This is a genomic window from Mesorhizobium sp. M7A.F.Ca.AU.001.01.1.1, assembly GCF_004022735.1.
In the GTDB taxonomy this organism is placed as follows: Bacteria; Pseudomonadota; Alphaproteobacteria; order Rhizobiales; family Rhizobiaceae; genus Mesorhizobium; species Mesorhizobium ciceri.
Genome location: NZ_RZPF01000128.1, coordinates 1 through 11314, shown reverse-complemented (window position 1 = coordinate 11314; position 11314 = coordinate 1). Strand labels below are relative to the sequence as shown.

Annotated in this window: 11 protein-coding genes; 5 read left to right on the top strand and 6 right to left on the bottom strand. The window is 64.0% G+C overall.

Translation table 11 applies throughout. The annotated features are described in order from the left end of the window. The 3 genes from EN884_RS10675 to EN884_RS10665 form a co-directional block, all read right to left on the bottom strand. The coding region (locus EN884_RS10675; protein ID WP_128360550.1) for an aldehyde dehydrogenase family protein at positions 1-1443 on the bottom strand (1443 nt) is incomplete at its 3' end. A gap of 70 nt (positions 1444-1513) precedes the next feature. Then, positions 1514-2563, bottom strand: coding sequence for a deoxyribose-phosphate aldolase (gene deoC, locus EN884_RS10670; RefSeq protein WP_063169684.1), 1050 nt, complete (start codon positions 2561-2563; stop codon positions 1514-1516). Positions 2564-2715: 152 nt separating this feature from the next. Continuing rightward, positions 2716-3543, bottom strand: coding sequence for a ferredoxin--NADP reductase (locus tag EN884_RS10665; RefSeq protein ID WP_063169685.1), 828 nt, complete (start codon positions 3541-3543; stop codon positions 2716-2718). Between the two features lie 221 nt (positions 3544-3764). Here EN884_RS10665 and EN884_RS10660 point away from each other — a divergent pair, with 221 nt between their 5' ends. From EN884_RS10660 to EN884_RS10645, 4 genes are all read left to right on the top strand, one after another. Continuing rightward, positions 3765-5849: a hydantoinase/oxoprolinase family protein gene (locus EN884_RS10660; protein WP_128360549.1), complete on the top strand. Its 2085-nt coding sequence runs from the start codon at positions 3765-3767 to the stop codon at positions 5847-5849. A 1-nt stretch (position 5850) separates the two neighbouring features. Next, positions 5851-7593: a hydantoinase B/oxoprolinase family protein gene (locus tag EN884_RS10655; RefSeq protein ID WP_128360548.1), complete on the top strand. Its 1743-nt coding sequence runs from the start codon at positions 5851-5853 to the stop codon at positions 7591-7593. A gap of 123 nt (positions 7594-7716) precedes the next feature. Beyond that, entirely contained in the window at positions 7717-8493 is a 777-nt protein-coding gene (locus EN884_RS10650) for an ABC transporter substrate-binding protein (RefSeq protein ID WP_063170417.1), read from the top strand. A 51-nt stretch (positions 8494-8544) separates the two neighbouring features. Continuing rightward, on the top strand, positions 8545-9675 hold the full coding sequence (locus EN884_RS10645) for an aminomethyltransferase family protein (RefSeq protein WP_063169688.1): 1131 nt from the start codon (positions 8545-8547) through the stop codon (positions 9673-9675). Between the two features lie 191 nt (positions 9676-9866). Here EN884_RS10645 and EN884_RS40265 read toward each other — a convergent pair whose 3' ends face one another. Next, a complete protein-coding gene (locus tag EN884_RS40265; RefSeq protein WP_335919021.1) occupies positions 9867-10130 on the bottom strand; it encodes a hypothetical protein in 264 nt (87 codons plus the stop codon). 10 nt (positions 10131-10140) lie between these two features. Between EN884_RS40265 and EN884_RS40260 the strand changes: the two genes are divergently transcribed. Continuing rightward, positions 10141-10455: a Fic family protein gene (locus EN884_RS40260; protein WP_335919019.1), complete on the top strand. Its 315-nt coding sequence runs from the start codon at positions 10141-10143 to the stop codon at positions 10453-10455. A 78-nt stretch (positions 10456-10533) separates the two neighbouring features. On the opposite strand, the gene EN884_RS10630 is transcribed toward EN884_RS40260, so the two are convergent. Both EN884_RS10630 and EN884_RS10625 read right to left on the bottom strand, forming a co-directional pair. Continuing rightward, the gene (locus EN884_RS10630; protein WP_027161152.1) at positions 10534-11190 is read right to left on the bottom strand and encodes a methionine ABC transporter permease; all 657 of its coding nucleotides are present in this window, start codon (positions 11188-11190) and stop codon (positions 10534-10536) included. Next, positions 11171-11314, bottom strand: a 144-nt coding sequence (locus EN884_RS10625; RefSeq protein ID WP_281034825.1) for an NIL domain-containing protein, incomplete at its 5' end; no start/stop codon positions are given. The genes EN884_RS10625 and EN884_RS10630, both read right to left, overlap by 20 nt.

Sequence of the window (11314 nt, the reverse complement as noted above, 5' to 3'; positions counted from 1 at the left end):
GAACATACCCTCGCGCCCGCCCTCACGACCGAAACCACTCTCGCGGTAGCCGCCGAAGCCACAGGCGGCGTCGAACATGTTGGTGCCGTTGACCCAGACCACGCCGGCCTTCAATTGCGGCGCGACGTGCAGGGCAAGGTTGACGTTCTCGCTCCACACCGAGGCGGCGAGGCCATAGCGCGTGTTGTTGGCGAGCTCGATCGCTTCCTCGGTGTTGCGGAAGGTCATGGTCGCCAGAACAGGGCCGAACACCTCTTCTTGCGCCAATATGTTAGCTGGCGAAACACCTGTGGCGAGCGTCGGCAGATGGTAGTAGCCGGAGGACGGCAGCCCGGCATCCGGCTGCCAGCAAACAGCGCCCTGTCTGGCGCCTTCGGCAACCAGGCCCTTGACGCGCTCGAGCTGGGTCAGATCGACCAGCGGGCCGATATCGGTGTTCTTGTCGAGCGGGCTGCCGACGCGCAGCCGGCTCATCCGCGTCTTGACCTTGGCGATCAGGGCGTCGGCTATGCCTTCCTGCACCAGGAGCCGCGAACCGGCGCAGCAGACCTGGCCCTGGTTGAACCAGATGCCGTCGACCAGGCCTTCGACGGCGCTGTCGAGATCGGCATCCTCGAAGACGATGAAAGCCGATTTGCCGCCGAGCTCCAGCGACAGTTTCTTGCCCGAGCCGGCGGTGGCCTTGCGGATGATCTTGCCGACCTCGGAAGAGCCGGTAAAGGCGATCTTCTGGACGCCGGGATGGTTGACGATGGCGACGCCGGCCTCAGGGCCGCCCTGGACGATGTTGACGACGCCCTTCGGCACGCCGGCACGCTCGCAAATCTCGGCGAACAGGATGGCGGTCAGCGGCGTGAACTCGGCCGGCTTCAGCACCACGGTGCAGCCGGCGGCGAGCGCCGGCGCGATCTTCCAGGCCAGCATCAGCAACGGAAAGTTCCACGGGATGATCTGGCCGACGACGCCGACACCCCTATGGCCGGGGAAATCCCTGTCCAGCGCCTGCGCCCAGCCGGCATGGTGGATGAAATGGCGGATCGCCAGCGGCACGTCGATATCGCGGCTTTCGCGGATCGGCTTGCCGTTGTCGATAGTCTCAAGCACCGCGAACAGGCGCTGATGCCGCTGCATGGCGCGGCCGATGGCATAGAGTACTTTGGCACGCTGATAGCCTGAGGCTGCCGACCACTTCGGCAGCGCCTTGGCGGCGGCCGCAACCGCCGCGTCGATATCGGCGGCATTGGCGTCCGAGACCTCGGCCAGCAGCTTGCCGGAAGACGGCTCGCTGGTCTCGAAGGTCTTGCCGCCGGCAGCGGCTTTCCAGTCGCCGCCGATGAACAGCGCCTTGCCGAAATCGCGCGCGGCAAGCCAGGCGTCGGCCTCGTTGCGGGCCTCCGGTGCCGGGCCGTATTCCATGGCGTGATAGCGATCGAGAATGTTCATCAGGTGCCTCCTTCACCCTCCCGCCTGGGAGGGTCGATCGGCAAAAGCCGATCGGGGTGGGGGTAAAGGCTTACGCCATCGCGTGGCGATGATTGGCCGAATAATGTCCGGTCAGATGATGCTCGAGCTGGCGCTCGATGTCGGTCAAGAGGCTCGACGCGCCGAAGCGGAACAGGTCCGGCTCCAGCCATGGCCGGCCGAGCTCTTCCTTCATCAGCACCAGCCAGTCGAGCGAGGCCTTGGCCGTGGAAATGCCGCCGGCCGGCTTGAAGCCGATGAGATAGCCGGTTTCCTCGAAATAGGCCCTGATGGCACGCACCATGGCGAGGCCGACGGGCAGCGTCGCGTTGACGCTTTCCTTGCCGGTCGAGGTCTTGATGAAATCGGCGCCCGCCATCATCGCCACCATCGAGGCCAGCATGACATTGCGCAGCGTGGCGAGGTCGCCGGTGCCGAGGATGACCTTCAGATGCGCATCACCGCAGGCGGCGCGCATCGAGACGATCTCATTGTAAAGCTCCCGCCACTTGGCGCCGAACACCAGGCCGCGCGGGATGACGACGTCGATCTCGTCGGCGCCGTCACGGACCGAGGCCTCGATCTCCTGCAGACGGGTCGACAGCGGCGCCAGGCCATGCGGAAAGGCGGTGGAGACGGCGGCGACATGGATGCCAGTGCCGCGCACCGCATCGACGGCGGTGGCAACGAAGGGGTGGTAGACGCAGACGGCGGCCGGGCGGATGATTTCACCTGATATGCCGAGGCCCTCGACAATGTCGCGGCGGAACGGGTTGATCGCCTTGGCGCAGAGCCGGCGCACGCGCTCCTCGGTGTCGTTGGAATTCAGCGTCGTCAAATCCATGCAGGCGACGGCGCGCAGCAGCCAGGCGGCCTGGTTGTCGGCCTTGATCGAGCGCCGCTTGGTCAGGCTGGCGACGCGCCGTTCCAGCGCCGAGCGATTGACGCTGCGCACCGATTCCATGAAGCCAAGGTCGAGCTTCATGCCGGGGTTGCGCGCAATGCGATGATCGTGCGGGACGGCTGTATTGGCGGCGGCACGCGCCGGCAGCGGCGTCACCTTGGACGGGCCGACATCGGCTTCGCGGATTGTGCTGCTCATCTCCTGCCCTTTCATTCAGCGACGTATGCCGAAGATAGCCCGTGAAGCCGTACTTCACGAGTCCTGCGGGCGGTCATAACCGAAAAAGGCGGCGAAAGCAGCAGTTTTTGACCGTGCGGTCAAAAACGTAGACTTCGAGATGTTGGTGCGGCTCAGCCGACGAAGGCGCGCTCGACGACAAAAGTCGCCGGATGGCTCAGCGAGCCTTCCTCGAAGCCGAGACTTTCGGCCAGTTCCTTGACGTCCTTCAGCATATGCATCGAGCCGCAGATCATGATCCGGTCGGTTTCCGGGTTGAGCTTGTCGATGCCGAGATCGCTGTAGAACTTGCCGGAGCCGATCAGCGCGGTGATGCGGCCCATGCGTGCCGATTCCTCGCGGGTCGTCGAATTGTAGAGCGTGACGCGCCCAGTGGTCAGTTCACCGATCAGCGGGTCGCTTTCAAGTGCTGCGACCAGCTCCTGGCCATAGGTCATCTCGGCATTGTCGCGGCAGGTATGGGTCAGGATCAGTTGATCGAATTTTTCGTAGGTGTCGGGGTCGCGCAGCAGGCTGGCGAAGGGCGCGATGCCGGTGCCGGTCGAGATCATGAACAGCCGCTTGGCCGGCGTCAATGCGTCGACCACCAGCGTGCCCGTCGACTTCTGGCGCATGATGACGGTGTCGCCGACCTGGATCTTCTGCAGCTCCGAAGTCAGCGGGCCGTCCGGCACCTTGATCGAGAAGAATTCCAGCTCTTCGTCCCAGGCCGGGCTCGCCACCGAATAGGCGCGGTACACCGGCTTCTCTGCATTGGGCAGGCCGATCATGACGAACTCGCCGGAGCGGAAGCGCAGCGACTGCGGACGGGTGATGCGGAACGAGAACAGCCGGTCGGTGTAGTGCTTCACCGAGACCACGGTTTCGGCATAGACATTGGCCGGAATCGGGAACTGCAGCGGTCGGGCGCCGACGGTGTTGAGAGCGGATGTGGTGTTCATCAAATCCAACCTTCTGGCCCAGCTCACGGACGCGGGCGCCAAACCTTCACCTGCGCGCCCGGACCATTCAGGTCCCGGCGTGCTGTTCGCACACTCCAAAGCGGCAAGCTCTTGTGTCCGGAATTTATTAGTATACAAACGATATTTGCGTCAAGATGCTCCCTTAAAACAGCTTTCCAAACTGACGCATATCCGTAGTCCGCGCATTTCGGGTTTCGACGATGGAAGAGAATATTTCGGCGCAAGCGCGCGATCCCCAGGGAAATGTCGTTGCCGGTATCGATGTCGGCGGCACCTTCACCGACCTGCTCCTGATCGACGGAAGCGATGGCGGCAGGGTGTATCTGGCCAAGACGCCGACCACGGTCGACAACCAGGCCTTCGGTGTCGTTTCGGCACTCGGCGCCACCGGATTTCCGATCGACGGCATCGACCTCATCGTGCATGCCACGACCACCACCACCAATGCGGTGCTCGAACGCCGGCTGGCGAAAACCGGCATGATCACCACGCGCGGTTTTCGCGACGTGATCGAGCTTGGCCGGCGCACGCGGCCGCAGGCCTATGGCATGACCGGCAGCTTCGTGCCGATCATCCCGCGCAATCTCAGGCTCGAAGTGTCGGAGCGCGTCGAGGCGTCGGGTGAGATACGCACACCGCTCGACGAGGCCGAAATGCGCGAGGCGGTGCAGACGCTGATCGCGGCCGGTTGCGAATCCCTCGTCATCCATTTCCTGCATTCCTACGCCAATCCGGCGCACGAGCGGCGCGCCACCGAAATTGCCGCCGAGCTCTGGCCGAACGGCTACATCACGGCAGGCCATGCGCTGCTGTCGGAGGCGCGCGAGTTCGAGCGCGGCGTCACCGCTTCGGTCAACGCCTCGGTGCAGCCGATCCTCGAGCGTTATGTCGAGCGGCTGCGCAAGGAACTGGCTGCAAAAGGCTATGCCCGCGACTTCCTGATCATGAACGGCAATGGCGGCATGATCTCGGCCCGCTTCGTCACACGTGAATCGGCCAAGACTGTCATGTCCGGTCCGGCCTCGGGCGTCATCGCCGCCGCCTACACCGGAAAACGTGCCGGCTTCGAAAACCTCGTCACCTACGACATGGGCGGCACTTCGACCGACGTGGCGCTGATCCGCAATGCCGAGCCGGCTGTCTCGAACGAGATCGAGATCGAATATGCCATGCCGATCCATGTGCCGATGGTGGCGGTGCACACGGTCGGCGCCGGCGGCGGCTCGATCGCCCGCGTCGACGCGGCCGGCCTGATCCAGATCGGCCCGGAAAGCGCCGGCGCCAACCCCGGCCCGATCTGCTACGGGCGCGGCGGCCTCGATCCGACCATCACCGACGCCAATCTGGTGCTCGGCCGGCTGGCGCCGAAGAAGCTGCTGGCAGTCGAAAACCCGGTCACATCAGAGCGCGTCACCGGCATCTTCGAGGAGAAAATCGGCAAGCCGACCGGCCTGTCCGGCGTCGAGGCGGCGGGCGCGGTGCTGCGGCTCGGCAACATGAAGATGGCCGGCGCCATCCGCATGGTGTCGGTGTCACGCGGTCATGACCCCCGCGATTTCGCGCTGTTCGCCTTTGGCGGCGCCGGGCCGCTGCATGCGACTGCCCTGGCGCGCGAACTCGGCCTGCCCAAGGTGCTGGTGCCGGCGCGTCCAGGCATCACCAACGCGCTCGGCTGCGTCGTTGCCGACCTGCGCCACGACTTCGTCAACACCATCAACCAGCCGGTGTCGGTGCTCGACGAAACGCGCCTTCATGGGGTATTGGAACGGCACCGAAACGAAGGCGAGGAGCTGATCGGCAAGGAAGCGGTAAAGCCGGAGACGATCCGCGTCACCCACTCCGCCGACATGCAGTTCGTCGGCCAGACCCACATCATCAACGTGGCGCTGCCGTCCTCCTCGGTGACCCGGGCAACGCTGCAGCAGCTTTTCGAAAAGGCCTATTTCGCCCGCTTCAAGGTCGAGCTGCCGGAAATCCGAGCCAATCTCGTCAATCTCAATACATCGGTCACCGGCGTGCGTCTGGCGATCGATCTGTCGCGCCTGATCGATCCGGCGGGGCGCGCAGCAACGCTGGACGAGGCGCGGCGCGAAATCCGGCCGGTCTGGTATGCCGGCCGTTGGCACGACACGCCCGTATATGCGCGTGAAAAGCTGCCGCTCGATGCTATCATCGAAGGCCCGGCGATCCTCGAACAGATGGATGCCACCACCGTGCTCGAACCCGGCGACCGCGCACGCAGCGACGCTGACGGCAACATCATCATCGACATTGGCGAGGCCTGATATGGCAAAGCTCGACGCCATCACCCTTTCGGTCCTCCAGGCGGCCCTGCAGCAGGTCTGCGACGAGATGGACCTTACGTTCTCTCGCGCCGCTTTCTCGCCGGTCATCGCCGAGGCCAATGACCGTTCCGACGGCATCTATTCGGCTGTCGACGGTTCGCTGATCGCGCAAGGCAGCCAGGGCCTGCCGGTGTTCGTCGGCGTCATGCAGTATTCGACCAGGACGGTGATCGAGATGATCGCCGACGGCCGTTGCCTGCCGCCGGAACCAGGCGACATCTACGTCGTCAACGACCCCTATCTCGGCGGCACCCATCTGATGGATGTGCGCTTCGCCATGCCGGTCTACCGGGACGGCAAGATTTTCTGCTGGCTATCCAACACCGGCCATTGGCCCGACATTGGCGGCTCGGTGCCGGGCGGATTTTCAGCCTCGGCGACTGCCGTGGAGCAGGAAGGCCTGCGGCTGCCGCCGGTCAAACTGTTCAAGAAGGGCGTGCTCGACCCGGAAATCTACGCCATCATCTGCTCCAACATCCGCGTCGCCGACCAGCGCATCGGCGATATCAGGGCCCAGGCCGCCGCACTGCTGATCGGCCAGGATCGGCTGAATGGAATCCTGGATCGTTACGGTGACGAAACTGTTGTCGCGGCGATCGCCGAACTGCGCCGCCGCGCGGCCGAGCAGATGCGCGCCAACATCTCAGCCATTCCCGACGGCACCTACCATTCGAAGGCCTTTGTCGATTCCGATGGGGTGGTCAACGAGCCGCTGATCATCGCGCTCGCCGTCGAAAAACAGGGCGACACGCTGACCTTCGATTTCACCGATTCGTCAAAGCCCTGCGCCGGGCCGATGAACAGCGTGCTGGCGACGACCCTATCCTCGGTCTATCTCGCCATGCGCCACATTTTCCCGGATGTGCCGATCAGCGCCGGCGCGTTTGAACCCCTGATCGTCAAGCGGCCGGAAGGCACGTTCCTCGACGCCAAATATCCGCGGCCCGTCTCGGGCTGCGCCGCCGAGGTGTCGCAGCGCATCGCCGAGGCGGTGTTTGCGGCGATGGTGCAGGCATTGCCGGACAAGGTGACCGCCGCACCCGCCGGTTCCAGCGGCAATTTCGCACTCGGCGGCAACGACCCGGCACGCGGCCGCGACTACGTCATGTATCAGATCTCCGGCGGCGGTTATGGGGGCAATTCAGGCCATGACGGCCTGACCAATGGCTGCTCGACCATCGGCATCTCCAAGTCGCCGCCGGTCGAGATCATGGAACAGGCATCCCCGGTGCTCTACCGCCACTACGCCTTGCGTGAAGGCTCCGGCGGCGCCGGCAAGCATCGCGGCGGTTTCGGCCTCGCCTATGAGGTGGAAATCCTGCGCGGCGACGCCCGCGCTTCCTTCGTCATGGACCATGGCCGGTTCGGCCCGCAGGGCGCGCTTGGCGGCAAGGACGGCGCCGTCAACACGGTGACCGTCTTCCGCAACGGCGAGGAACACGTGCCGCCGCATTTGTCCAAAGAACAGGACATTGCGCTCAAGGCCGGCGACCGCGTGCGCGTCGGCACGCCGGGCGGCGGCGGCTATGGCGATCCGCTGCAGCGCGATGCCGATCTTGTGCTGCGCGACGTGGCGCTGGGGTACTACACATCAGAGGAAGCCACCGAAAAGTTTGGCGTTGTCCTCTCGGCCGGGGAGTTGGCCATCGACCGGACGGCCACCGACAAGCAGCGCGTCGGCTAACACATCACCGATCGCTCGCCTGGTCTGCTCGCCGCGCCGTGATCGCCGCAGCGCATGTCGTTTCCGTCTCCGCCGCGCGCCTGGAAGACCGTAGACTTCCCGCTTTCAACGGGGATCTCGAACATGCGTCTTTTCGGTCGTTTCGTGCTTGCCGCTTCCGTCGCCCTCACCCTTGCCACTGGTGCCGCCTCCGCCCAGGACAAAAAACTCAGGATCGGTACCGAGGGCGCCTATCCGCCCTTCAACTACGCCAGTGCCGACGGCACGCTGGGCGGCTTCGACATCGAGCTGGGGAAGGCGCTGTGTGCTGAGATGAAGGCCGAGTGTGAGTTCAGCGTGCAGGATTTCGATGGCTCGATCCCGGCGCTGCAGGCCGGCAAGTTCGACGCGATCATCAACATCACCATCACACCCGAGCGGGCCGAGAAGGTCGAGTTCACCCACAAATACTACCAGACGCCGCCGGCTATCGCCGTGCCCAAGGATTCGACCATCGCGGGCACGTCGCCCGATGATCTGAAAGGCAAGGCGCTCGGCGTGCAGACCGCGACCATCCACCAGAAATTCGCCGACCAGAAATATGCAGGCTCGACGGTCAAAGCCTATCCGACGGGCGACGATGCCCGCACCGACATGGCCAATGGCCGCCTCGACGCGATGATGGACGGCTCGATCATCCTGACCGAGTGGTTGAAGAAGCCAGACGGCGCCTGCTGCAAGCTGCTCGGCACGCTGACCGCCGATCCGGCCATTCACGGCCCTGGCGTCGGCATCGCGCTGCAAAAGGGCAATAAGGAACTGGCCGACAAGCTCAATGCGGCCATCGACGCGCTGCGCGCCAATGGCAAGTACAAGGAAATCAACGACAAGTACTTCTCCTTCGACGTCTACGGCAGCTGAGACGACAACATGCCTTCCGGCAGCGCCGGCTGGCGCTGCCGTTTTTCTTGAATGATGGAGACTTCCTTGGCTGAGCGGCGTTCCCCTTTCTACAGCAGCATCGTCGGGCTGGGCGCGACCATGGGTCGTGTCGGGGGCGATTTCATCTCCGCTAAAACCTATTCCGGCATTGCCGACGAGCATCTGAACACCCGCAAAAATGTCGGCGTGCAGGATCTCAGCACCATGGGCAAGATGGACATCAAGGGGCCGGACGCCGAGGCGCTGGTCAACCATGTCATCGTCAATAATGCCGCTGCCATGAAACCGGGCCAGGTCCGCTATTCCACGGTCTGCCGCGAGGATGGCGGCATCATGGACGACCTCACCGTGTTTCGGTTGGGTCCGGAGCACTTCATGCTGGTAACCGGCTCGGTCAACCGCCTGAAGATGCTGCCCTGGCTGTTGCATCACGCGCAGGGTCGCAAGGCCTATGTCACCGACATAACCGCAGCCATCGCCTTCCCGACCATCCAGGGCCCGCGCTCGCGCGAACTGTTGAAGGCGATGATCTCGGATGCCGATCTGGACGGGCTGAAACGCTGGTCGTTCACGTCAGGCCACATCAACGGCACGCGGGTGCTGATCTCGCGCACCGGGGTCACCGGCGAGCTCGGCTTCGAGCTGTTCGTGCCGGCCGACGAGGCCGCTTCGGTCTGGGACGCGCTGATGCGGACCGGCCGGGACTTTGGCCTGAAACCCTATGGCGTGCTGGCAATGTTCACGCTGGGCCTGGAAAAGGCCTATCCGGCGCACGGCATCGACATGGACGAGAGCCGCACCCCGTTCCATGTCGGCCTCGACCGCTGGATCAAGTTCGACAAGGGCGATTTCGTCGGCCGGCAAGCGTTGCTCAAGGTCCGCGACAAGGGCCTCGACGAGCAATGGGTCGGCCTGATCCTCGACGGCGACACGCCGGCCGCCACCGATGCCAGGGTCCTGGCCGATGGCGAGGACGCCGGCATCGTCACCTACAGCGATCACGGCTATTCCCTGGGCAAGGTGCTGGCCACGGCGCACCTGCGGCTGCCTTTCACCGCGATTGGCACCGAACTCAGCATAGACATCGATGGCAGGCCGAGCCGGGCGGTCGTGGCGCCGATACCGTTCTTCGATCCCGAGGGGGGGAGGTTGCGCGGCTAACTGGGCTTACCCTGGAAATCATTTTGGTCTCTCCTCAATGGTTATGATATTGTCTCGAAATGAAGTCTCCTAGCTCACGAGCCAGCCGTTCAGCCAAGACCGGCCAGTTCGTGCTGACCAGCGAGCGCGGCGAGAAAATCAGCGCCGTGGAAGGCATGACCTTATCGCCTCGCATGGCGAAATTACTCGCCCTAGGCGTACGACACGGACTGTCCGGTGATGAGCGGCGTTCGCTCATCAAGGAAGAAATCCGCAAGAAGAAATAGACGTTGGTCTACGCCGCTGAGTTCGATCCGCTGTGCTACCCCGGCACGACGGTGCTCATTAACCTGTTGGACATCCGCGACCAGGCTGAGCTTGATGAAGTCGAGCTCGCGCTGTTCCTGACTCGCGCTGACGAGCCATTGCCGGCAGGCGAACTCGACTACCGTCACTATCTCGGCCTGCACCGGCACCTGTTCCAGGATGTGTGGCTGGGCCGGTCAGCCGCGCACCATCCGCATCGGCAAGGCCGGCAATTGGTTCTGCTATCCCGAACACATCGCCACCGAGATGGCGCGGGTCTTTCGCGAACTCGGCAATCCCGACCGCTTAGCTCATCTCGACGGCACCAGCTTTGCGAAGCATCTGGCGCACATCGTCGCGGAGATCAACGCCGTGCATCCGTTTCGCGAAGGCAACGGCCGAACCCAGCTCACCTTCCTTGCGATGCTCGCCGAGCACGCGGGCCTGACATTCAATGACGACATCCTTGACGGGATCGCGTCATTCAAGCCATGATCGACAGTTTCAGCGGTTCAGAAGCGTCATTGCAAGCACTGATAGAAGATATCATCGCCTAGTTCGTCGGCCTAACAATCACCCCCGTCTATCCAGCCTCGCCACCAACCGATCCCCCACCCATTGGATGCCGCAGACCAGGATGATCAGCACGATGACCACTGCGATCATCACCGACGTCTCAAAACGCTGGTAGCCGTAGCGGATGGCGAGGTCGCCGAGGCCGCCGGCGCCGATCGCGCCGGCCATGGCTGACGCACCGATCAGCGTCACCAGCGTCACCGTGAAGCCGGCGACGATGCCGGGCAGGGCTTCTGGCACCAGCACCTCGCGGATGATCGTCCAGCGGTTGCCGCCCATGGCGCGCGCCGCCTCGATCAGCCCGCGATCGACTTCGCGCAGCGACACTTCGGCGATGCGCGCATAATAGGGCGTGGCGGCGATCGACAGCGGCACGATGGCTGCCCATGTGCCGATCGAGGTGCCGACGATCAGCCGCGTCACCGGGATCAGCGCCACCAGAAGGATGATGAAGGGCACCGAGCGGAAACCGTTGATGATGGCGCCGAGCGCCCGGTTCACCCAAAGGCTTTCGGCAATGCCGCCGCGTTCGGTAGCAATCAGCGCCAGGCCGAGCGGCAGGCCGAAGACCAGCGAGATGAGGCCGGAGGCGGCCGTCATCAGCACCGTCTCCCAGATCGAACGCAGCAGAAGTTCAAACAGGATTGGCGACATGGCCAAGCACCTCCACCCGCGCCTGGCGAGCCTTCAGGAATGTGATGATGTCAGCAAGATGATTTGCATCGCTGCCGGGAACCGAAAGGAACAGCGTGCCGACCGGCTGCTGCTGGATATGGTC

Bases quoted from the DNA above. Each gene is read 5' to 3' on its own strand.
- deoC (WP_063169684.1), bottom strand. From the start codon at position 2,563: ATGAGCAGCACAATCCGCGAAGCCGATGTCGGCCCGTCCAAGGTGACG.
- EN884_RS10665 (WP_063169685.1), bottom strand. From the start codon at position 3,543: ATGAACACCACATCCGCTCTCAACACCGTCGGCGCCCGACCGCTGCAG.
- EN884_RS10660 (WP_128360549.1), top strand. From the start codon at position 3,765: ATGGAAGAGAATATTTCGGCGCAAGCGCGCGATCCCCAGGGAAATGTC.
- EN884_RS10655 (WP_128360548.1), top strand. From the start codon at position 5,851: ATGGCAAAGCTCGACGCCATCACCCTTTCGGTCCTCCAGGCGGCCCTG.
- EN884_RS10650 (WP_063170417.1), top strand. From the start codon at position 7,717: ATGCGTCTTTTCGGTCGTTTCGTGCTTGCCGCTTCCGTCGCCCTCACC.
- EN884_RS10645 (WP_063169688.1), top strand. From the start codon at position 8,545: ATGATGGAGACTTCCTTGGCTGAGCGGCGTTCCCCTTTCTACAGCAGC.
- EN884_RS40260 (WP_335919019.1), top strand. From the start codon at position 10,141: ATGTGTGGCTGGGCCGGTCAGCCGCGCACCATCCGCATCGGCAAGGCC.
- EN884_RS10630 (WP_027161152.1), bottom strand. From the start codon at position 11,190: ATGTCGCCAATCCTGTTTGAACTTCTGCTGCGTTCGATCTGGGAGACG.